At 70.8% G+C, this 20,862-nt stretch carries 25 protein-coding genes; 9 read left to right on the top strand and 16 right to left on the bottom strand.

All coding sequences use genetic code 11. From position 1 onward, the window contains the following. Window positions 1–285: 285 nt before the first annotated feature. The 3 genes from FXO23_RS15515 to FXO23_RS15505 all read right to left on the bottom strand — a co-directional run bounded on the left by FXO23_RS15515 (window position 286) and on the right by FXO23_RS15505 (window position 2,941). The gene (locus FXO23_RS15515) at window positions 286–807 is read right to left on the bottom strand and encodes a YflT domain-containing protein (RefSeq protein ID WP_158885350.1); all 522 of its coding nucleotides are present in this window, start codon (window positions 805–807) and stop codon (window positions 286–288) included. 243 nt (window positions 808–1,050) lie between these two features. Then, a complete protein-coding gene (locus tag FXO23_RS15510) occupies window positions 1,051–1,599 on the bottom strand; it encodes an OmpA family protein (protein ID WP_158885348.1) in 549 nt (182 codons plus the stop codon). A 145-nt stretch (window positions 1,600–1,744) separates the two neighbouring features. After that, window positions 1,745–2,941 carry an acyl-CoA dehydrogenase family protein gene (locus tag FXO23_RS15505; RefSeq protein ID WP_158885346.1) on the bottom strand — a complete coding sequence of 399 codons (1,197 nt, stop codon included), beginning with the start codon at window positions 2,939–2,941 and terminating at the stop codon, window positions 1,745–1,747. Window positions 2,942–3,072: 131 nt separating this feature from the next. Between FXO23_RS15505 and FXO23_RS15500 the strand changes: the two genes are divergently transcribed. Together FXO23_RS15500 and FXO23_RS15495 are read left to right on the top strand one after the other, a co-directional pair. Next, window positions 3,073–3,471: a DUF4190 domain-containing protein gene (locus FXO23_RS15500; RefSeq protein WP_158885344.1), complete on the top strand. Its 399-nt coding sequence runs from the start codon at window positions 3,073–3,075 to the stop codon at window positions 3,469–3,471. Window positions 3,472–3,554: 83 nt separating this feature from the next. Beyond that, window positions 3,555–3,953 carry a DUF4190 domain-containing protein gene (locus FXO23_RS15495; protein WP_158885343.1) on the top strand — a complete coding sequence of 133 codons (399 nt, stop codon included), beginning with the start codon at window positions 3,555–3,557 and terminating at the stop codon, window positions 3,951–3,953. Between the two features lie 16 nt (window positions 3,954–3,969). Here the strand turns inward: FXO23_RS15495 and FXO23_RS15490 are convergent, their stop codons facing one another. Then, the gene (locus FXO23_RS15490) at window positions 3,970–4,818 is read right to left on the bottom strand and encodes an SPFH domain-containing protein (protein ID WP_158885342.1); all 849 of its coding nucleotides are present in this window, start codon (window positions 4,816–4,818) and stop codon (window positions 3,970–3,972) included. Window positions 4,819–4,910: 92 nt separating this feature from the next. Between FXO23_RS15490 and FXO23_RS15485 the strand changes: the two genes are divergently transcribed. The 4 genes from FXO23_RS15485 to FXO23_RS15470 are packed head-to-tail and all read left to right on the top strand — an operon-like array spanning window position 4,911 to window position 8,888. After that, on the top strand, window positions 4,911–5,828 hold the full coding sequence (locus FXO23_RS15485) for an aminoglycoside phosphotransferase family protein (RefSeq protein WP_158885341.1): 918 nt from the start codon (window positions 4,911–4,913) through the stop codon (window positions 5,826–5,828). A gap of 33 nt (window positions 5,829–5,861) precedes the next feature. Beyond that, a complete protein-coding gene (locus tag FXO23_RS15480) occupies window positions 5,862–7,178 on the top strand; it encodes a magnesium transporter MgtE N-terminal domain-containing protein (RefSeq protein WP_158885340.1) in 1,317 nt (438 codons plus the stop codon). Beyond that, complete coding sequence (locus FXO23_RS15475; RefSeq protein ID WP_158885339.1) at window positions 7,171–7,692, top strand: DUF1003 domain-containing protein; 522 nt, start codon at window positions 7,171–7,173, stop codon at window positions 7,690–7,692. The genes FXO23_RS15480 and FXO23_RS15475 overlap by 8 nt, the downstream gene beginning before the upstream one ends. Before the next feature lie 50 nt (window positions 7,693–7,742). Continuing rightward, the gene (locus tag FXO23_RS15470; RefSeq protein WP_158885338.1) at window positions 7,743–8,888 is read left to right on the top strand and encodes an Mrp/NBP35 family ATP-binding protein; all 1,146 of its coding nucleotides are present in this window, start codon (window positions 7,743–7,745) and stop codon (window positions 8,886–8,888) included. A gap of 217 nt (window positions 8,889–9,105) precedes the next feature. Here the strand turns inward: FXO23_RS15470 and tatB are convergent, their stop codons facing one another. The 4 genes from tatB to sigE form a co-directional block, all read right to left on the bottom strand. Then, window positions 9,106–9,507 (bottom strand): Sec-independent protein translocase protein TatB, encoded by a 402-nt coding sequence (tatB, locus tag FXO23_RS15465; RefSeq protein ID WP_158885336.1) that lies wholly within the window; start codon window positions 9,505–9,507, stop codon window positions 9,106–9,108. Between the two features lie 66 nt (window positions 9,508–9,573). Then, entirely contained in the window at window positions 9,574–11,121 is a 1,548-nt protein-coding gene (locus tag FXO23_RS15460) for a trypsin-like peptidase domain-containing protein (RefSeq protein ID WP_246257296.1), read from the bottom strand. A 110-nt stretch (window positions 11,122–11,231) separates the two neighbouring features. Beyond that, window positions 11,232–11,918 carry a zf-HC2 domain-containing protein gene (locus FXO23_RS15455; protein WP_158885332.1) on the bottom strand — a complete coding sequence of 229 codons (687 nt, stop codon included), beginning with the start codon at window positions 11,916–11,918 and terminating at the stop codon, window positions 11,232–11,234. Continuing rightward, window positions 11,915–12,523 carry an RNA polymerase sigma factor SigE gene (gene sigE, locus FXO23_RS15450; protein ID WP_158885330.1) on the bottom strand — a complete coding sequence of 203 codons (609 nt, stop codon included), beginning with the start codon at window positions 12,521–12,523 and terminating at the stop codon, window positions 11,915–11,917. Before sigE ends, FXO23_RS15455 begins: the two co-directional genes overlap by 4 nt. 197 nt (window positions 12,524–12,720) lie before the next feature. Here sigE and FXO23_RS15445 point away from each other — a divergent pair, with 197 nt between their 5' ends. After that, the gene (locus FXO23_RS15445) at window positions 12,721–13,368 is read left to right on the top strand and encodes an O-methyltransferase (RefSeq protein ID WP_158885328.1); all 648 of its coding nucleotides are present in this window, start codon (window positions 12,721–12,723) and stop codon (window positions 13,366–13,368) included. Here FXO23_RS15445 and FXO23_RS15440 read toward each other — a convergent pair. Further along, window positions 13,365–14,570 (bottom strand): MFS transporter, encoded by a 1,206-nt coding sequence (locus FXO23_RS15440; protein WP_179956785.1) that lies wholly within the window; start codon window positions 14,568–14,570, stop codon window positions 13,365–13,367. The two genes, FXO23_RS15445 and FXO23_RS15440, sit on opposite strands and share 4 nt — an antisense overlap. Window positions 14,571–14,722: 152 nt before the next feature. Here FXO23_RS15440 and FXO23_RS15435 point away from each other — a divergent pair, with 152 nt between their 5' ends. After that, on the top strand, window positions 14,723–15,571 hold the full coding sequence (locus FXO23_RS15435; protein ID WP_158885601.1) for a LysR family transcriptional regulator: 849 nt from the start codon (window positions 14,723–14,725) through the stop codon (window positions 15,569–15,571). On the opposite strand, the gene FXO23_RS15430 is transcribed toward FXO23_RS15435, so the two are convergent. Then, a complete protein-coding gene (locus FXO23_RS15430) occupies window positions 15,562–17,049 on the bottom strand; it encodes a leucyl aminopeptidase family protein (RefSeq protein WP_158885326.1) in 1,488 nt (495 codons plus the stop codon). The genes FXO23_RS15435 and FXO23_RS15430 overlap by 10 nt on opposite strands. 156 nt (window positions 17,050–17,205) lie before the next feature. After that, window positions 17,206–17,373 carry a DUF3117 domain-containing protein gene (locus FXO23_RS15425; protein WP_081617745.1) on the bottom strand — a complete coding sequence of 56 codons (168 nt, stop codon included), beginning with the start codon at window positions 17,371–17,373 and terminating at the stop codon, window positions 17,206–17,208. A gap of 192 nt (window positions 17,374–17,565) precedes the next feature. Between FXO23_RS15425 and FXO23_RS15420 the strand changes: the two genes are divergently transcribed. Next, entirely contained in the window at window positions 17,566–18,360 is a 795-nt protein-coding gene (locus tag FXO23_RS15420; RefSeq protein WP_158885324.1) for an enoyl-CoA hydratase-related protein, read from the top strand. A gap of 70 nt (window positions 18,361–18,430) precedes the next feature. On the opposite strand, the gene FXO23_RS15415 is transcribed toward FXO23_RS15420, so the two are convergent. The 5 genes from FXO23_RS15415 to FXO23_RS15395 are packed head-to-tail and all read right to left on the bottom strand — an operon-like array spanning window position 18,431 to window position 20,748. After that, entirely contained in the window at window positions 18,431–18,997 is a 567-nt protein-coding gene (locus FXO23_RS15415) for a DNA-3-methyladenine glycosylase I (RefSeq protein ID WP_158885322.1), read from the bottom strand. Further along, window positions 18,994–19,449 (bottom strand): SRPBCC family protein, encoded by a 456-nt coding sequence (locus tag FXO23_RS15410; RefSeq protein ID WP_158885320.1) that lies wholly within the window; start codon window positions 19,447–19,449, stop codon window positions 18,994–18,996. Before FXO23_RS15410 ends, FXO23_RS15415 begins: the two co-directional genes overlap by 4 nt. Further along, window positions 19,446–19,748, bottom strand: a complete 303-nt coding sequence (locus FXO23_RS15405; protein ID WP_158885318.1) for a DivIVA domain-containing protein — start codon at window positions 19,746–19,748, stop codon at window positions 19,446–19,448. The genes FXO23_RS15410 and FXO23_RS15405 overlap by 4 nt, the downstream gene beginning before the upstream one ends. Next, window positions 19,745–20,428 (bottom strand): permease prefix domain 1-containing protein, encoded by a 684-nt coding sequence (locus FXO23_RS15400; protein WP_246257280.1) that lies wholly within the window; start codon window positions 20,426–20,428, stop codon window positions 19,745–19,747. The genes FXO23_RS15405 and FXO23_RS15400 overlap by 4 nt, the downstream gene beginning before the upstream one ends. After that, window positions 20,425–20,748, bottom strand: a complete 324-nt coding sequence (locus FXO23_RS15395) for a helix-turn-helix transcriptional regulator (protein WP_158885316.1) — start codon at window positions 20,746–20,748, stop codon at window positions 20,425–20,427. The genes FXO23_RS15400 and FXO23_RS15395 overlap by 4 nt, the downstream gene beginning before the upstream one ends. Between the last annotated feature and the right edge of the window lie 114 nt (window positions 20,749–20,862).

The following is a 20,862-nucleotide window of genomic DNA, read 5'->3' as shown; positions in this document are numbered from 1 at the left end:
CCTCCTTCCCAGCGCGCACACCCCGGCGTCAGCGGCCGGACCGGAACGCGGGCGCGGCGAGACGCACCGCACCTGCACCCCGACGTGCATGGAGCCGGGCGAGAGCGCACGAATGAGCACGCGAGCGCCCGGCTGGTGCTGAGCAACCTATGCCCGGTGATGATCGCAATCAAGCAACAACCGTAACGATTCAGCGAAATGCTCCAGATGGGCAATTCCGCCGGTGCAGGTCAAAAGCTCGCCAGGGTAGCGAACCCCTAGACCAATCGTCGCAGTAGGGGTGACTCAGGAGGGTTTCATGGCCAGCTTGGCGAGCAGGTCGCGGCCCTGCTCGGCGTTGCGCGGCTGGCACAGCACGTCGTAGCGGCCGGCGACGAGCTGGCTCGCCGAGGAGAAGTCGCGGCGCCCCTTGGTGGAGGCGTAGCTGATGGCGGCGAACACCAGGCCGAACAGCACACCGGAGAACAGGCCGACCAGGATCGGCTGGTAGTTGAAGCCGCTCTGGTTGCTGAACATGGACAGCAGCACGCCGACGAACAGGCCGAACCAGGCGCCGGAGACCGCGCCGGTGCCGAGCACCTTGCCCCAGGACAGGCGGCCGATCACCCGCTCGACCAGCATCAGGTCGACGCCGACGATGGTGACGTCCTCGACGGTGAAGTCGTTGTCCGCAAGGTGTTCGACGGCGCGTTGCGCCTCGGAGTAGGTGCCGTAGGAGCCGATCGGCCACCCGGACGGCGGCGTCGGCAGGCGGGGGTGCCCCTGGGGGGAGCGTCCTGCTGACGAGAATGGACCGGTCACGATCATCACCCATGCCTTGCTCGAACGGATGTTTCCATCCTGCCAATGTCAAGGTAACCACGCGAATCCGGCATGGGGCAGCCGCCAGGCGAGCCCGGTGTCCGGCACCACACCGCGCCCCGGGGACCGCGAAGCTCACCGGCAGGAAGGGACCTTTACTCCGCCTGATCGGGAGCGAGGGACCTTTACTCCGGTTGAACCGTAGTAAAGCTCCCTTGCTCCCCCCGCTGCGCGAAAGGAGCGGAGGGGCTAGACGACTTTGATCTTGACGCCGAGGGTGGCGTCGTCGCCGCCGATGCCCTCGTTGCCGACGCCCTTCGCCGTGATCCGTTCCGGGGCGATCCCGCCGGCGATGAGTCCCTGGACGACCGCGTCCGCGCGCTGCTGGGAAACCTCGGTCGCCTTCTTGCCGTCCTCGAACCGGGCCGTCGCGATGACCTCGAGCTTCGCGCCCGGCGGGCAGTGCGCCGCCTCGGCGATCTGCTTGATGGTCGCCTTGCTGGCCTCGGAGAGCTGGACGCTGTCCGGGTCGAACCGGAGCGGGGCGCCGTTGAGCAACTCGTCCAGCTTCGCCTGCAGGTTGTACCCGCCGCCCGCGGGGGTCGGGGTCGGCGCGACGGACGAAGCGCTCGACGGCGGCGCGGGCGGGGCCGGGGGTGAGACCACCAAGCCGCTGGTGGTACCGGGCTGGGACCCGCCGTCGCCGCCCACGGCGGTGCCGTCGCCGTCGCATCCGGTCAGCGCGGCGACCGCGACAACCGGGAGGACCAGGACGCCGAACACACTGCGTCGAACCACTGAATCACCATCCCGGGTAGCCGATGAGGCGTCGGGAATCTAACTCAGCGGATCGGGCCCGGAAAGCCGAAACGATCTTGGTCGAGATGGATTCACTCCAACGTGTCCTTCCGCGACCAAGATCAGATGGCTAGTGTTCCCGCGTTTAGCCCTTCGACTTGTACTCGCGCAGCAGCCCGCGGCTGATGATCGTCTTCTGGATCTCGCTGGTGCCCTCGCCGATGAGCAGGAACGGCGCCTCCCGCATCAGGCGTTCGATCTCGTATTCCTTCGAGTACCCGTAGCCGCCGTGGATCCGGAACGCGTCCTGGGTGACCTCGGCGCAGTATTCGCTGGCGATGAGCTTGGCCATCCCGGCCTCGACGTCGTTGCGCGCGCCGGTGTCCTTGAGCCGCGCGGCGTTCACCATCATCAGGTGCGCGGCCTCGACCTTGGTGGCCATCTCGGCGAGTTTGAACGCGACCGCCTGGTGCTCGGCGATCGCCTTGCCGAACGTCTTGCGCTGCTGGGCGTACTCCACGGCCAGTTCGAACGCGCGGATCGCGATCCCGCAAGCCCGGGCGGCCACGTTGACCCGGCCGACCTCGATCCCGTCCATCATGAACGAGAAACCCTTGCCCGGCGCCGCGCCGAGCACCTGGTCGCCGCCGACGCGGAATCCGTCGAACACCGCCTCGGTGGTGTCGACGCCCTTGTACCCCATTTTGTCGATCTTCCCGGGAATGGTCAGCCCGGGCGCGACCTCACCGAAACCCTCCGGCTTCTCCACCAGGAACGTGGTGAGGTTCTGGTGCGGTTTCTCGGCGCCCTCGTCGGTGCGCACCAGCAACGCGATCAGGTTCGACGTGCCGCCGTTGGTCAGCCACATCTTCGACCCGTCGATGACGTAGTCGTCCCCGTCCTTCTTCGCCCGGGTTTTGATGGCCGCCACATCGGAACCGAGATCCGGCTCGGACATGGAAAACGAACCGCGCACCTCACCGGTCGCCATGCGCGGCAGGAAATGCTGCTTCTGTTCCGGGGTGCCGTGCCGGGAAATCATGTGCGCCACGATGAAATGGGTGTTGATCACGCCGGAAACGCTCATCCAGCCGCGCGCGATCTCCTCCACGACCAACGCGTAGGTCAGCAGCGACTCGCCGAGGCCGCCGTACTCCTCGGGAATGGTGATCCCGAACAGGCCCATCTCCTTCATGCCCTCGACGATGTCCGCCGGATAGGTGTCGGAGTGCTCCAGTTCCTGCGCGTGCGGGATGACCTCCTTGTCCACGAAAGACCGGACCGTGGACAGGATCTCGGACTGCACGTCGGTGAGACCGGCAGTCTGCGCGAGGCGGGCCATGCATGCTCCCTTTTCGTGGCGCGATGGGTTACCGGTGAGTATGACCCCTGCCGGGCGATGGCGCCATGACGATGCTCACCCCAAGGTGAGTACGGTGATCGGGCAGCCTGGGGAGGACGCGAGGGGGCAGCATGACCAATCCACCGAACCCGTACGATCCGCGACCGCCGTCGGGATCGCAGCCCTATCCCCAGCAGTACCAGCAATACCCGATGCAGCCCTACGGGGCGCAGTACCCGATGCAGCCCTACGGCTACGGCTACGGGCCGCCGCCCCAGCAGGAACAGGGCATGGCCGTCGCGAGCCTGGTGTGTTCCCTGGTCGGCATTCTCTTCTGCCTCCCGGCGATCCTGGGCATCGTCTTCGGCCACATCGGGTACAGCAAGGCCAAGCGGGGCGAGGCGGGCGGCCAGGGCATGGCCCAAGCCGGAATCATCATCGGCTACGTCATCGTCGGTCTCTGGTTGATCCCGTTGTTGCTCTGGCTGTTCTTCGGCTTGGCGGTTCTGGGCTCGGCGGGACTCCGGTGATCCGCGGCCGGATGTGAGATGCTCCCGGGAGGGGAGCCTTTTTCGCTGCCCGGAACTGCTCAGCGCAAGGGGTCGCACAGGACATGACATATCCGCCGAATCCGTACGAGCAGCAGCCCGGCGGCCAGCAGCAGCCGTCTGGTCAGCAGCCTTATCCGCAACAACCCTACGGTCAGCAGCCGTACGGCCAGCAGCCCTACGGTCAGCCGTACGGGTACGGCCCGCCGGTGCAGAACCAGGACACCGGCATGGCCATCGGCGCGCTGGTCTGCTCCCTGGTCGGCATCGTCAGCTGCGGCGCGGTCACCATCGTCGGGATCATCCTCGGGCACCTCGCCTACGGGAAGGCGAAACGCGGTGAGGCGGGTGGCCAGGGCATGGCGCAGGCCGCGTTCATCATCGGCTACGTCGTGCTCGGCCTCTGGCTGGTCTTCTGGCTGCTCGTCCTGATCGGCGGGATCTCGATGCGCTGGTACACCTGACCCCGGTGCCGCCCGGCTAGGTGCTCGGCGCGGGTTCGTCCGGTGTCCGCGGCGCCGGTGCGACCTGCTGCCCGTTGGCCTGGGCCCGTTCCTGTTCCCGCGCGGGCCCGGCGTCGCGGGTGGCGTGGTCGAGGAAGCGCAGCAGTTCCACCGGGAACGGCAGCACCAGCGTGGAGTTCTTCTCCGCGGCCACCTGGACGACCGTCTCCAGCAGGCGCAGCTGCAGCGCCGCGGGGGTGTCGGCCATGGTGGCCGCGGCCTGGGACAGCTTGTGCGAGGCCTGCAGTTCGCCGTCGGCGGAGATCACCCGGGCGCGGCGTTCCCGTTCGGCCTCGGCCTGCCGGGACATCGACCGCTTCATCGACTCCGGCAGCGCGACGTCCTTGATCTCCACCCGGTCGATGTGGACGCCCCAGTCCAGCGCCGGGCTGTCGATCATCAGCTCCAGGCCCTGGTTGAGCCGTTCCCGGTTGGAGAGCAGATCGTCGAGGTCGCTCTTGCCGATGATCGAGCGCAGCGAGGTCTGCGCGACCTGGCCGACGGCGAACCGGTAGTCCTGCACGTTCACCGCGGCGGTCACCGGTTCGATGACCTTGAAGTAGACCACCGCGTCCACCCGCACGGTGACGTTGTCGCGGGTGATGCCCTCCTGCGCCGGGATGGGCAGGGTGACGATCTGCATGTTCACCTTCTGCAGCCGGTCGGCGATCGGGATCAGGAAGGCCAGCCCGGGTTCCCGGACCCGGGCCCGGACGCGGCCGAACCGGAACACCAGGCCCCGCTCGTACTGTCTGACCACGCGAAAACCGGCGGCGAGCCAGGCGGCTCCCGCGATGGCGGCCGCGGCGATGATCTGCACCAACATGGCGCCTCCCGGGGTAGGCACCCCTCCTGGAGATGTTACTCCGGTCACGCGGGCCGGGGAAAACCGTTCGACAGGGCTGAAAAGCTGGGCACGTGCGCGAACTGATCATCCCCGCGGCCTTCGCCGAGCAGACCGCCGACCGCGAGGGCGCCGCGGGCGAGGCGTGGCTGGCCGAGCTGCCCGGACTGGCGGACCGGTACTGCCGCGCGTGGTCGCTGGAACCCGACGGCGACCCCCTGCACGGTTTCGTGGGCCTGATCCTGCCGGTGCGGCGCGCCGACGGCACGCGGGCGATGCTCAAGCTGTCCTGGCTGGACGAGGACACCCGGGACGAGCCGGTCGCACTGTCCACATGGAACGGTGACGGCGCGGTCCTGCTGCTGGAGTCGGATCCCGCGCGCGGCGCGATGCTCCTGGAGCGGCTGGACTCCGGGCGGATGCTGCAGACCGAGCCCATCGGCGACGCGGTCCGCGTCGCCGCCGGGCTGCTGCGCCGCCTCTGCGTGCCCGCCCCGCCGGGGCTGACCTGCGACCTGCGCGCGGAAGCCGCCCGCCTGGTCGAGGAGTTGCCGCGGGACTGGAAGGAACTCGGCGAGCCGTTCCCGCGCCGCCTGGTGGACGCCGCCGTCGAAGTCTGCCGGGACCTGGGCCCGTCCGCGGACCGGTTGATGGTGAACGAGGACCTGCACTACGAGAACGTGCTCGCGGGCACCCGCGAACCGTGGCTGGTCATCGACCCGAAGCCGGTGGTCGGAGACCCGGAGTGGGGCACGATCTCCTTGCTGTGGAACCGATTCGAGGAGTCCACAGTGGACGATCGGTTCGCCGCCGTGGTCGCGGGCGCGGAGCTGGACGCCGGCCGCGCGCGGGCGTGGACGCTGGTGCGCGCGGTGCAGAACTGGCTCTGGTACCTCGAGGACGACGAGGATCCGGACGAGTTCGAGGACTCGGACGATCCCGCGTTCCAGGCGGCCCCGCACCTGGCCCGCTGGGCGGCCGCGTCGTACTGAGCAACGCGAAGCGACACCGGATAGCCTGGCGGCATGGCCGCCGTGAACCGGGTTTTCGCTGCTCAGCTGGCCGGGCTTCCGGTCTTCGGGCCGGACGGGGAGTCGATCGGGAAGGTCCGCGACCTGGTCGCCGGGCTGCGCCTGGACCAGCAGCCGCCGCGCGTGCTGGGCCTGGTGGTCGAGCTGTCCACCCGGCGGCGGGTGTTCGTGCCGATGCTGCGGGTCACCTCGCTCGAACCGAACGCGGTGACGCTGGCCACCGGCTCGGTGAACATGCGCCGGTTCCACCAGCGGCCGAACGAGGTGCTCGTGCTCGGCCAGCTCTTCGACGCGCACGCCCGGCTCGTCGACTCCGACACCAGGATCACCGTGGTGGACGCGGCGATGGAACCGACCCGCACGCGGGACTGGGTGCTGGCCAAGCTCGCGATCCGGGAACGCAGCGCCCGGCTCGGGCTGGGCCGCAGGCGGTCCTCGCTGCACGTGGTGCCGTGGTCGGAGGTCGCCGGGCTCGGGCTCACCGATCTGTCCGGTCAGCCGCAAGGCGCCGGGCAGCTGCTGATGCTCTTCGACACCATGCGCGCGGTCGACGTCGCGGCGACCCTGCGCGACCTGCCGCTCAAACGCCGCCACGAGGTCGCCGACTCGATGGACGACGAGAAGCTGGCGGACGTCATCGAGGAACTGCCCGAGGAGGACCAGAAGGAACTGCTCGCCCACCTGTCGGAGGAACGTGCCGCGGACATCCTCGAGGCGATGAACCCGGACGACGCCGCGGACCTGCTCGCCGAGCTGACCCCGGCCGACCAGAGCCGCCTGCTGGAACTGATGGAGCCGGAAGAGTCGGCCCCGGTGCGGCGGCTGCTGGCGTACTCCGCGGACACCGCGGGCGGGCTGATGACCCCGGAACCGGTGGTGCTCACCCCGGACGCGACCGTCGCCGAGGCGCTGGCCCACATCCGCAACCCCGAGCTACCGGCCGCGCTGGCCACCATGGTTTTCGTCTGCCGCCCGCCCACCGACACGCCGACCGGACGGTACGTCGGCTGCGTGCACTTCCAGCGGCTGCTCCGCGAACCGCCCGCGGAACTCGTGGCCAGCGCGGTGGACACCGATCTGGCCGCGTTGCGCCCCACCGCACCGCTGTCCGAGGTCACCCGCTATTTCGCGGCGTACAACCTGGCCTGCGGACCGGTGGTGGACGCCGAAGACCACCTGCTCGGCGCGGTCACCGTGGACGACGTCCTGGACCACCTGCTGCCGGAGCGCTGGCGGGAGACCGGACTGCACGACGTGGCCGGCGATCCGGTGATCGACACCGTGACCGACTCGGAGGTGGACCGTGCCTGAGCTGCTGCCGAGGCGCAGGCTGGACCAGCCCCGCGGATCGGGCCGTTTTTCGTTCAATATCGACCCGGACACCTTCGGGCGGCTGTCCGAGCGGTTGGCCCGCTTCCTGGGCACCGGGAAGTACCTGTTCTGGCAGACGCTGATCGTCGTCGTCTGGATCGTGCTCAACCTCACCGCGGTGACGCTGCAGTGGGATCCCTACCCGTTCATCCTGCTCAACCTGGCGTTCTCCACCCAGGCCGCCTATGCCGCGCCGCTGATCCTGCTCGCGCAGAACCGGCAGGACGACCGGGACCGGGTATCCCTGGAGGAGGACCGCAACCGGGCCGCGCAGACCAAGGCCGACACCGAATACCTGGCCCGGGAGCTGGCCGCGCTGCGGCTGGCGATCGGCGAGGTGGCGACCCGGGACTACCTGCGCGGCGAGCTGGACAAGCTCCGCGAGGACCTGGACACCAAGCCGCGGCGGAAGAAAGGCGGGCGTGCGGAACCGGGCACGGCTACCGATCCGTAACATGGAGGACAACCGCAGTTTTGTCGCGAGAGAAGGCCGGTGCTCGAGCAGTGACCAGCACGCAGCAGCTCCCCAGCGTCGAAGATGTCCGCACCGCGTTGAAGAACGTCTACGACCCGGAGATCAAGAAACCGATCACCGACCTGGGCATGGTCAAGGACGTGGTGGTCGGTGACGACGGCCTGGTCACCGTGGGGATCTACCTCACGGTCGCGGGGTGCCCGCTCAAGGACACCATCACCAAGGACACGACCGCGGCGGTCGGGAAGCTCGACGGGGTGCGGGACGTGCGCGTCGAGCTGGACGTGATGAGCGACGAGCAGCGCACCGAGCTGCGCAAATCGCTGCGCGGGGACGCCGAGGAGCCGGTCATCCCGTTCGCGCAGCCGGGCTCGCTGACCCGGGTGTACTGCGTGGCGTCCGGCAAGGGCGGGGTCGGCAAGTCGAGCGTGACGGTGAACCTCGCGGTCGCGATGGCCCAGCGCGGGCTGTCCGTCGGCGTGGTCGACGCGGACATCTACGGCCACTCGGTGCCCCGCATGCTCGGCGCGCGGGAGAAGCCGACCAAGGTCGAGAAGATGATCATGCCGCCGCAGGCGCACGGCGTGAAGGTGATCTCGATCGGCATGTTCACCCCGGGCAACACGCCCGTGGTGTGGCGCGGGCCGATGCTGCACCGGGCGTTGCAGCAGTTCCTGGCCGACGTGTTCTGGGGCGATCTGGACATCCTGCTGCTGGACCTGCCGCCGGGCACCGGGGACATCGCGATCTCGGTGGCACAGCTCATCCCGAACGCGGAGATCCTGGTGGTCACCACGCCGCAGCAGGCCGCCGCCGAGGTGGCCGAGCGGGCGGGCGCGATCGCGATGCAGACCCGGCAGCGGCTCGCCGGGGTGATCGAGAACATGTCGTGGCTGGAGACCCCGGACGGCACGCGGATGGAGATCTTCGGCTCCGGCGGCGGGCAGCTGGTGGCCGATTCGCTGTCCACGACGACCGGGTCCACGGTGCCGCTGCTGGGTCAGGTGCCGCTCGACCCGAAGGTGGTGACCCAGGGCGACGCGGGCACGCCGATCGTGCTGTCGGATCCGGAGGCCGCGGCGTCGAAGGTGCTGAGCGAGGCGGCCTCGAAGCTGTCCACCCGGGCCCGGGGGCTGGCCGGGATGATGCTCAACGTCACCCCAACCGGCCGCTAGTTCACCCGGCAAGGCGGCGAGGGAACCACGTGGTCGCCTCGCCGCGGGGCCGGGTCGTGAGTGGTTGGACCGGTTCTAACCGGTCGGAACGCTCACGACCCCGCTGGGGCGCTCGGCGCGGCAGGAAGGGACCTTCGCGATCGTTCTCCGGGAGCGGGGGACCTTTACTACGGCCAGACGTGAGTAAAGGTCCCTTGCTATCGATTCGCGCGCAAGATCAGGTGGCGTCCGGGTCGACCGGGGGTTTCTCGCCGGGTTTGAGGGGTTCGGGCAGCGGGTTGGACTGGACGACCGGGTAGCCGTTCGGCTTGGTGCTGCCCCCGCTCGTCCCGTTCAGCCCGAGCGGATCCGGGTCGCCGTCGAACAGGTGCTGGGTGACCGCGCGCCGCGGGTCGAAGTTCCGGAGCTGGCGCAGGTCCTCCAGGGGCTTGCGGAAGTCGTCGAACTCCGGCCCCATCTCGTCCCGCAGCTGCTGGCGGGCGCCGCTGGCGAAATCGCGCACCTTGCGCATGCCCTTGCCGAGCCAGGCGGCCGCTTCGGGCAGCCGTTCCGGACCAAGGATGAACAGGCCGGCGACGATGAGCACGAGGATCTCGCCCCAGCCAACGCTCTCGAACACCGCGAAACCTCCGCCTCACACAGGCAATCCCGCCGCCCAGGATACCGCCTTCCGCACGCTACCCGGTCAATCCGAACCCAGGGGAACGTCCACGGTGATCTGTGTTCCCTGCCGGACCAGTTGCACCGGCACCGTGTCCCCCGGGCTGTGCCGCCGCACCGCGACGGTCAGCTCGGCGGCGTTGCGCACCATGCGATCGCCGACCTTGATGATCACGTCCTGTTCGGCGATCCCGGCCTTCGCCGCGGGCCCGCCCGGCGCGACGTTCTGCACCTGCGCGCCCTTCGACGTGCTGGCCTCCACCGAAGACGCGTTGATCCCGATGTCGGCGTGCTTGACCTGGCCGTCCTTGATCAGCGTGCGGGCGATCTTGATCGCGTCGTCGATCGGGATGGCGAAGCCGAGACCGATGCTGCCGCCCTGCCCGCCCGGACCGGCATCGGTCCGGATCGACTCGTTGATGCCGATCAGCGCGCCGGTCGAGTCCACCAGCGCACCACCGGAGTTGCCGCGGTTGATCGAGGCGTCGGTCTGGATGGCGTCGTAGACGACCGGCGGCTCGCCGTTGGTCCCGCCCGCGGTGACCGGCCGGTTCAGCGCGCTCACGATGCCCTGGGTGACGGTGTTCTCCAGGCCGAGCGGCGAGCCGAGCGCGATGACCGAATCGCCGACCTGCAGGTCCGCGGACTTGCCGACCTGGATGGCGACCGGATTGCTGACCGCGACCTTGATCACCGCGACATCGGTCTTCGGATCGGTGCCGACGACCTTGGCCTCGGCGCGGGTGCCGTCGAAGAACACCGCGGTGACCTTGACCTTCGAATCCCGCACGGCGTCGCTGATCACGTGGTCGTTGGTGATCGCGTAGCCCTGGGTGTCGATCATCACGCCCGAGCCCTGGCCGCCCGGCTGGCCGGGCGCGCCCACCTCGAGCGAGATGACCGAGGGGGCGATCCGCTTGGCGATGTCGGCGATCGAGCCGGGAGCCCGTTCCTTGCCCGCCTCGGCTTCGGAGATCTTGGCGTCCCCGGTGAGCGATTCGGCCGTGCTGGTCAGCCACCAGCCGACCAGCCCGCCGAGCGCGCCGATCAGCAGCGCGATCACGCCGAGCAGGCCCAGCGCGGTCGGCTTCACCCGGCGGCCGAACAGCACCTCGGGCAGCGACAGCATCGCGCCGCGCGGACGCGGCGCTTCCGCTTCGGCCTCCCGTTCGGCGCCGACCGCGGGGCCCGCGAGCACCGCGCCCGCGCCCGGATCCCGCCACGGGTCGGCCGAGGACGTCCACAGCGGCGGTTCCGAGCCGTTGGCCGGTGCGGAACCGTTGTCGTCGTGCGGCCGCTGGAGCACGACGTCCTCGGCGCCCGGCGGGCGGCGGAACGCCTCGGCCAGCGATTCGGGCGGTGGGGGCGCCAGCGGCAGCTTGTCCGGCTCGTTCCCGTTGCGGGAATCGGGGGCGTAGAGCTTGTCGAACGCGCCGTCGACCCCGCGCGGCCGGCCGAAGGTCGCCGCCTGGGCCGGATCCACCGCGGGGCGGTCCAGGGGCCGGGGGGTGAGCCGCTGCTCGCGCGGCGGTTCGCCCGGACGGTTCTGGGGCGGGTTCGGCTCGCTCATCATTCCCCGGGAAGACGGATTCGGTGGTCGCTCGACGTGACGATACGCCAAGCCTCACCCCGGAAATTCTGCCGTCGGACCGGTGAAATGAGCGTTGCCTGCTCGACCGCGGTTCAGGGGCGGGCGGCGGGCGCGAAGCTGCCGGCGGGTGCGGGCGTGGTCGTGGTGGTCGTCGGCGCGGGCGCCTCCGGCACGCCGCCGAGCTGGGCGCGCAGCACACCCGGCGGCGGGCCGCCCGGGCTGGTGTTCGGCTCTTCACCGGTGCCGCCGCTCGACGTGGCGACCAGGGCCAGCGCGCTCAGCACGAGCCCGGACACGACGACCCCCGCGCCCTGTGCGGCACGGCGGCGGGCCGAACCGGCGAACCGGCCCCCGCCCAGGACGTTCGGCGAATTGCCCAGTGCCGAATTACCCAGTGGCGCGGTTGTTCCCAACGGCGCGGTGCCCCCGAGTTGCCCCGCGTCGCGCAGTCCGGCCACCCGGTCCGGGCGCTGGATGGCGACCAGCTGGCCGTCCTGGGTGATCGCCAGGTTGTCCGGGGTGGTGGTGAGTTCGGTGTGCTCCGGGATCGAGCGCAGGCTGGCCAGGAAACCCGCGGACATCGGCGGGGCCGCCGCGCGCTTCACCGCGGCGCGGGCCTGCCGCTGCGCGGCGACCTCGGCGGCGCAGGATGGGCAGCGGGCGATATGCGACGACGCGCGATCCTGTGCGCCCAGCGACAGTTCTCCGTCGACGAAGGCGACTACGGCGTCCGGGAGAAGATGCGACTCGGGAAGTCCCCAACCGCGCGGTTCGGTCATACCGTCGACCCCACAGGCTCGTTCTTGAGGGCGCGGCGGCGTTCCAGCGAGGCACGCAGCGCCTGGCGGCCGCGGTGAATCCTACTGCGCACGGTGCCCAGCTTCACGCCGAGCGTCGCGCCGATCTCCTCGTACGAGAGGCCCTCGACGTCACACAGCACGACCGCGGCGCGGAACTCCGGCGGCAGCTCGTCGAGCGCGGCCTGCAGGTCGGGGTCGAGATGGGTGTCGGAGTACACCTGCTCCGGGCTCGGGTCGTCGCCGACGATCCGGTCGGTGTCCTCGGGCAGCCCCTCCATGCGCACGCGGGCGCGGCGGCGCGCCATGTCGAGGAAGAGGTTCGTGGTGATCCGGTGCAGCCAGCCCTCGAACGTGCCGGGCTTGTACGAGGCCAGGGAGCGGAACACCCGGATGAACGTCTCCTGGGTGAGGTCCTCGGCGTCGTGCATGTTACCGGTGAGGCGGTAGGCGAGGCGGTACACCCGGTCGGCGTGTTCGCGCACGACCTCGTCCCAGGACGGCGGCGTCCACTCGGCGTGGTCCACCGTCACCGGCTCGGCCTCGGTCATCGGGCTGTTCTGCATCGGCGGGGAAGGCACCTCCATCAGGCTTGTCTCCCTACTACTCCACCCAACGCGGGCCATCCGCACTGTGTTCCCTGTTTGTCAGACGTAGTTTCACTGACTTCCTTATGGTTGTAGTGAGACGGCGCTGAGAAGAGCCTGAGAGAACTTGGGGAACTTAGGATGACGTGCGGGTCAGCCTGCACGGATTTATCGACAACCAGCGCTAACCTCCTCGGGTGAGCTCCGAGACGCACATCTCCGCTTCGGCAGGCCTCGGTGATTACCTCGACGGCTACCTGCCCGACGACGAGGTGCTCGTCGCCGCCCGCGGCCGGGCGGACGACTTCGGCCTGTCCCCGCTCAGCCCGGCCGGGGGCGCCTCGCTGCGGTTCCTCGCGGCGGCGCTGCGGGCGCGGGCCGTGGTGGAGATCGGCACCGGCGCCGGGGTCAGCGGGCTCTACCTGCTGCGCGGGATGGCCGAGGACGGTGTGCTGACCTCGATCGACATCGAACCGGAGTACCACCGCGCCGCGCGCAAGACGTTCCTCGACGCGGGGTTCCCGGCCGGGCGCACCCGGCTGATCATGGGGCGCGCCCTCGACGTGCTGCCCCGGCTGACCAGCGGCGGGTACGACCTGGTGTTCATCGACGCCACGCGGGCCGAGTACCCGAGTTACTACGAGCACGGCGTGCACCTGCTGCGCCCCGGTGGCGTGATCGCGTTCCACAACGTCCTGGCGGGCGGCTGGCTGGGCGATCCGTCCCGCCGCGACGCCGAGACGCTGGCCATGCGGGAGGTGGCGCGTGCGATCCGCGAGGACGAGCGCCTGGTCCCCGCGCTGCTTCCGGTCGGCGGGGGCCTGCTGGTCGCGTCCGCTTCCTAGGTTCGCCGGGTCAGGAACACCGACGACGCGGCGAGCGCGAGCCAGACGGCGGTGGCGCCGATCAGCCAGTTCCAGCCGGCGTGGCCGTAGACGAAGCTGCCGATGGTCCCGCCGAGGCTGCTGCCGAGGTAGTAGGCCAGCGTGTACAGCCCGGCGACCTGGCCGCGAGCCCGCGCGGGCGCCTCGGCCGCCGCCCACCCGTTCGCGACGGCGTGCGCGGCGAAGAACCCGCCGGTGAGCACGACGAACCCGAGCACGACCAGCGGGAGCGAGTCGGGGATGGTCAGCGCGGCGCCGCCGATCGTGACGGCGAGGCCGCCGACCAGGGCGCGGGGACGGCCGAAGCGGCCGATCAGGCGGCCCGCGGTGGCCGAGGAGACCGCACCCATCGCGTAGGCGAGGAAGACCAGCGACGCGACGGCGGGCGCGAGGCCGAGCTCGCCGGTCAGCCGGAACCCGGCGGCGTTGTACAGCGCGACGAAGGAACCCATGGCCAGCAGCGCGACCGCGTACTGGGCGAGGAGCACGGGCCGCCGGATCGCCAGGCCCAGGCCGCGCAGCACGTTCCGGGCGGCGGATTTTTTAGGAAGGGACCTTTGCTCACGTTTTTCGGTAGTAAAGGTCCCTCGCTCACGTTCAGCCGGAGCAAAGGTCCCTTCCTGCCGCGGCGCCGGGGGCAGGGTCGCCACGGTGACCAGGGAAAACACCAGCGACAGACCGGCCACCACGGCCAGCGCGCCGTGCCAGCCGAGCCAGTCCGCGGTGAACCCGGCGGACAGCCGCCCCAGCATCCCGCCGACCGTGTTCCCCGCGATCATCGCCCCGACCGCCGCGGCGACCCCCGCCGCGCCGAGCCGTTCCGCCAGGTACGCCGCCGCCACTCCGGGGAACCCCGCGATCGCGATCCCCTGCAACGCCCGCAGCACCAGCAGCGCTGGGTACGACGGTGCCAGCGGCAGCAGCAGGCCCAGCACCACCGACACGATCACCGAGGTCAGGATGATCGGCCGCCGCCCGATGACCTCGGACAGCGCCGCGATCGGCAGCACACTGATCGCCAGCGCCCCGGTCGCGACGCTGACCGCCAGCGACGCCCCGCCCGGATCGAGCCGGAACTGCGCCGCGAGCTGCGGCAACACCGGTTGCGGCGCATACAGCAGCGCGAACGACGAAATCCCGGCGGCCGCGACGGCGACCGTCACCCGGCGCGTGCCGGAAACCCGATCGGCGAACAGTGAGGTAGCCACGCACCGAAGCTAAGTGCGGCTAACCAATACGTCTAATACGTCTATCTGCGACTATCCATACCGTGACGAATGAAAGCCTCGTGACCCGGCTCGCCCCGAACCTGGCCATGCTCGCCGCCCTCCGCACTACGGCGAACATCACGAAAACGGCCGAGCTGCTCGGCGTCCCCCAGCCGACGGTCAGCCGCCGCCTGGCCGCCCTCGGCGACGCGCTCGGCGCCCCGCTCACCCGCCCCGCCGGTCGCGGCATCCGGCTGACCCGGGCGGGCGCCCAGCTGGCCGAAGCCGCCGAACGCGCACTGGCCGCCGTGGAAACGGGCGCCCGCCAGGCCCGCGAGGAGATCGATCCGGCCAGCGGCCACGTCGTGCTCGGCTTCCTGCACCTGCTCGGCCGGTCCCTGGTCCCCGAACTGGTCCGCGGCTTCCGCGCCGCCCACCCGCGGATCCGGTTCACCCTCGCCCAGGGCTCCCGCCAGGACATGCTCGACCGGCTCACCGGCGGCGAACTCGACCTCGCCCTGCTCGCCCCGGTGCCCGACGATCCCGCCCTGGACGCGGTGGTGCTGAGCCAGCAGGAACTCGTCCTCACCGTCCCGCACGCCCACCGCCTGGCGAACCGCTCGACGATCCGCTGGGCCGAACTGGCCGACGAGGAGTTCGTGACGCTCGAACACGGCTACGGCCTCCGCCAGATCACCGACGAACTCTGCGCGCGCGAAGGCTTCGAACCCCGCATCGCGTTCGAGGGCCAGGAATCCGACACCGTGCGCGGACTGGTCGCCGCCGGGCTCGGGGTCGCACTGCTCCCCCGCTTCGACCCCGGCCCGCCCGCGGGGGTCACCGAGGTCCCCCTCCAGCCGGTGGTGACCCGCTCGATCTGCCTCGCCTGGCCCGCGCACGAGCCGCTCACCCCGGCCGTGCGCGTCTTCCGCGACTACGTGCGGGCTCAGGCGTAAGAGGCCGCCAGTTCGACCAGCGTGCGCGCGGCGAACCCGGTCGCGCCGGGCACCACCTCCGCGTAGTTCTTGTCCGCCCGCGCGGGCCCCGCGATGTCCAGGTGCGCCCACGGCACCCCGTCGACGAACTCGCGCAGGAACAGCGCCGCGGTGATGCCGCCGGGCCCGGACGGCGCCTGCGTCACGTCCCCCAGCTCACCGCGGACCGCGTCGGCGTGCGCGTCGAGCAGCGGCATCCGCCACCACGCCTCGCCCGCGTCGCCACCGGCCGCCAGCACCCGCTCCGCCAGGTCGTCGTCGTTCGCGAACAGGGCGCCGGTCCGCAGGCCCAGCGCGACCTTCATGGCGCCGGTCAGGGTCGCCGCGTCCACCACCGCGTCCGGTTTGAACCGCCGGATCCCGTAGACGAGCGCGTCGGCGAGGACCATCCGGCCCTCGGCGTCGGTGTTGGCGACCTCGGTCGTCCGGCCGCCGTAGTGCCGGACCACGTCCCCGGGCCGGTACGCGCCACCGGACACGTGGTTCTCGGCGGCGGGCACGAGCGCGGTCACGCGCACGCCGAGCCGCAGCGACGCGATGGCGCGGACCGCGGCGATCACGGCCGCGCCGCCCGCCATATCGGTCCGCATCAGGTGCATCCCGTCCGCGGGCTTGATCGACAACCCGCCGGTGTCGAACGTGATGCCCTTGCCGACCAGCAGCAGGTGCGTCTTCGCGCCGCGCGGCCGGTATTCGGCCTCGATCAGCCGGGGCGGGCTCGCCGAGCCGCCGCCGACCGCGAGCACACCGCCGAAGCCCTGTTCGGCCAGCCAGATCTCGTCGCGCACGGTGACCCGCAGGTTCGGCACGCCGTCGGCGACGCGTTCCGCGGTCTCCGCGAGCCAGGCCGGGTCCTTCACGTTCGACGGGGTGTTGGCCAGGTCCCGGGCCAGCACGGTGGCCTCGGCGAGCGCGCGCACCCGGGCGACCACTTCGGCGTACTCGGCCACGCGCTCGGTCGGCGCCAGCAGGTGCAGGGCGCGCACGCCCGGTTTCGCCGGTTCCGCGCTGACCGTGAACCGGTAGCCGCCGAGCAGGAACCCGGTGACCAGCCAGGCCACGTCCTCGCCCCGCAGGTTCTCGCCCACTTCGATCCGCACGGCCCGCGGCGGCCGCGCCCCGGCCTCGGTCTCCGCGGCGATGTGCGCGTCGGCGGCGCGGGCGAGCGCGGCGCCCGCACCACGGAGCTGCTTCGGCTCGCCGGTCCCGATGCCGGCCAGCCAGCGCACCCCGCCGTCGGGACCGGACGCGAGCCGCACGTCACCGGCCTTGCCGGAGGGGCGCACCCCGGAAACCGGATCGGGTTCGAGCGCGGCATCATCTTCGGGCGACCGGACGAGCACGGCCACCGCCGCGCCACGCCGGGCCGAGTCGATGACCTCGACTTCGGCCAACGAACTGGGAACGGACGGCAGTGCCTTGCTGAGGGTGCGCGCCATCTCCTGACCTCCACGCTCGGGGCTGGGGATCATGGCGAGGGGAACCACGATCTTTATGGGCAGACGAACCACGACCCCGGTCTCGGCACGCGAGACCGGGGTGCGGAAGAAACGGGGGACCGGCTGGGATGTTCGTCCAGCTCGGCGGGAACTAACTCAGCTGGTGGCCTCCTGCAGGGCCACGCCTAGATCCTTGGCCTCCTCGGCCGACAGCTCGACGACGAGACGCCCACCACCCTCGAGCGGTACGCGCATCACGAGGCCCCGCCCCTCCTTAGTCACCTCAAGGGGACCATCTCCGGTCCGGGGCTTCATGGCCGCCATAGCGTGCTCCCTCCGTCTCAACCGGCGCGCCCGGGTCGCGCTCGCCTAAGCCAACCGGGTTGTGACCATTCTCCCTCATCAGTACGGGGGCGCGAACGCGGACCGATCTTTTCGTGTTGCATAGGTGCTGGTATGCGGCTCGCGGGGCTGCCAGACTCCCGCTTGCCGGCCCCTTTTACCAGGAGGACATCTGTGACCACCGAGGACGTGTTGCTGACCGCCGATGCCGACGGGGTGCGCACGCTGACGCTGAACCGTCCGAAGGCGTACAACTCGCTCACGGTCGAGCTGAAGGAGCGCCTGCTCGCGGCGCTGCGCGAGGCCGCGGCGGACACCGGCGTGCGCGCGGTCGTGCTGACCGGCGCCGGGAAGGCGTTCTGCGCGGGCCAGGACCTCAAGGAGCACGTCGGCCTGCTGCAGGCGGGCGACCCGTCGCCGCTGCGCACGGTGGCCGACCACTACAACCCGATCGTCCGCGCGATCGTCGACATGCCGAAGCCGGTGATCGCCGCGGTGAACGGCCCGGCGGCGGGCGCGGGCGCCGCGTTCGCGTACGCCAGCGACCTGCGGATCGCGGCGAGCTCGGCGAACTTCCTGATGGCCTTCGCCAACGTCGGCCTCGGCCCGGACTCCGGCGCGTCCTGGACGCTGCAGCGGCTGATCGGCTACGGCCGCGCCGCCGAGCTGATGCTGCTCGCCCGCACGGTCGACGCCGAAGAGGCCCAGCGCCTCGGCCTGGTCGGCGAGGTCGTCGCCGACGACGAACTGGCCGCCCGCACCCAGGCCGTGGCCGCGCGCCTCGCCTCCGGCCCGACCGTCGCCTACGCCAAGATCAAGAGCGTGCTGACCGCGGCCGCCGAGAGCACCCTCGACGAGGCGCTGGCCGCCGAGGACGCCGCCCAGGGCGCGCTCGGCGCGACCGCCGACCACCGCGAAGCCGTCGAAGCCTTCGTCACCAAGCGGAAGCCGAACTTCACCGGCGCCTGATCTCGGAGTAGCACTGTCATGAGGGGACCCCTCCGGACGAAATTCGTCAGGAGGGGTCCCCTCATGACAGTCAGGCGGCGCGGAAGCAGCCGGTTACGTGGTCGTCGACCATGCCGGTGGCCTGCATGAGCGCGTAGCAGGTGGTGGGGCCGAGGAAGGAGAAGCCGCGCTTCTTCAGTTCCTTGGCCATGGCCTTGGATTCCGGGGTGGTGGCGGGGACGTCGGCCATCGTGCGCGGGCGCGCGCGTTTCCCGGTGGGCGCGAAGGACCAGAGGAGTTCGTCCAGCGGGCGGTCGAGTTCCGCGATCGCCCGGGCGTTGGTGATCGCGGCGACGATCTTCGCGCGGTTCCGCACGATCGACGCGTCCTCGAGCAGCCGCCCGATGTCGTCCTCGCCGAACTCGGCGACCTTCACCGGGTCGAAGTCCGCGAACGCCCGCCGGAAGCCTTCGCGTTTGCGCAGGATGACGATCCAGGACAGGCCGGACTGGAAGGACTCCAGGCACAGCCGCTCGTAGAGGGCCTGCTCGCCGTGCAGCGGCACGCCCCATTCGGTGTCGTGGTACACGGCGTAGTCCGGGGCCGAATTGCCCCAGGAACAGCGGGCCACGCCGTCCGACCCCAGTAGTTCGCTCACGTTTCCCCCATCGAATACGCCTCGGCGAACCGCGCGAACTTCTGCAGCGAATGCCGCAGCCCCAGGGTGAACGCCGGTTTGGCCACCGGCCAGCCGAGCCGCCCGAGCAGCCCGAACGGCGGGATCAGCTGTTCGGACCAGACCAGAGTGGACCGCTGCGGCCCCTTGCCCTGCACGTGGAACGCGCCGGTTCCGCGGATCAGTTTGCCCACGTGCCGGACCGTGCAGCGAATCGGGGGCTCCCAGCCGATGATCTCCATGGTGTCGGTGAACCCGATCCCGGCCACGCCGGTGAACGCCGACAGCCGGGAGCCGACGCTGCGCCCGTTGCCCTCGATCACGTGCACCTCGGTGCCGAGCATCCACTCGCCCTGCCGGGACCAGTCGGTCAGCGCGAGCCAGGTCGTCCCGGCCGGCGCGCCGATCTCCACCGAGCACGCGACATCGGTCACTGCGAGACCTCGCGCTCGGCCTCCAGCTCCCGCACGCGTGCCCGCAGGCCGTCGATCTCGGTACCCAGCCTGCGCATCACCCAGTCCACTTCGGACATCTTGTACCCCCGCAGGACGAGCTGGAACCGCACGTCGTGCACGTCGTCGCCGGTGATGTCCTCGGCGGGCAGTCTGGTCGGCGAGCTGCCCGGCGCGAGCGGGGCGAGCTCCTCACCCCGGCCGAACACGACCGCGGCCAGCAGGAACACCACGGCCGCCACGAGGAGCATCACGACGAGGTAGATCAGCGCGGTGGTCACGCGACGATCGTGACACAGGACGTCCAGGACCGTCGCGCCAACACGACCAGCCGCACACTCACCAGGATCGACAGGAACCCGACCAGGGCGCACGGCACGCTCAGGAACAGCCGGTCCACCTCGACCAGGCCGGTCGCGCCGAGCAGCGCGAACTGGACCGTGACGTGCACGCCGAGCAGCACGGCGAGCAGCAGCGCGATGCCCCGGCCGATCCGCGCGCTGCCCGCACGGCGGCTGACGAACCGCAGGACGACCAGCGCCAGCACGCTCAGCCCGGCCAGGGCGCTGCCGGTGTAGTCGTTCAGCAGGGCGACCGGGCGGTACCAGTCCGGCGTCGGCGACCGGAGCTGGGACCAGTCGCCGAACCACACCGCCCGGGTCAGCTCCCACACCACGTACATGGCCGGTAACGCGAACACCACCGTGCGCAGCGCGTGCACGCCGCTGGCCACCCCGAGTTCGGCCTGGTACTCCCGGGCGACGACGTCGAGGTCGCCGAACTCGTCGACCGCGCGCCGCTCGGCGGCGGAATCGGGATATCCGGCGTCCCGGTAGGCGTCGGCGGCGTCGGTGAGCCCGTCGCGCGCCTCCGCGAGCAGGTCGCCCTTCACCCGGGACGGCCCCCGCAGGCGCGCGGCCAGGTCGCCGAGGTACCCGTCGATCACCGCCGCACCCGTCATGTCCCGCCCTCCAGAACTCCCCCGATGACCGAGGTGAACTCCCGCCATTCGGCGCGCTCGGCCGCCAGCGCGCGCTGCCCGGCGCGGGTGAGCCGATAGGTCCGGCGCTTGCGGCCGGACACCACGTCCCATTCGCTGGCCAGGTAACCGGCCCGCTCGAGCCGGCGCAGCGCCGGGTACACCGTGCCGGTCGGCAGGTCCAGCGCGCCGTCGCTGCGCAGCTGCAACGCCTCGATGATCGCGTAGCCGTGCAGCTTCTTCCCGTCGAGCACGGCCAGCAGCAGGGCATCGAGATGTCCGCGCAGCGCGTCCGCTTTCATGCATAGGCACTCTACTCATCGGAACCGGGCGCGGGTAACCCTGGGACATCCCTGATATTTCCCTGAACCGTCCCTGAATTCATAGATTCGACCGCTACATGTAGTACGCCTACC

The sequence above is a fragment of the Amycolatopsis anabasis genome (assembly GCF_009765355.1).
Taxonomy (GTDB): domain Bacteria; phylum Actinomycetota; class Actinomycetes; order Mycobacteriales; family Pseudonocardiaceae; genus Amycolatopsis; species Amycolatopsis anabasis.
Note: the sequence above shows the minus strand (reverse complement) of the source record. Positions and strands in the feature narration are given on the sequence as shown.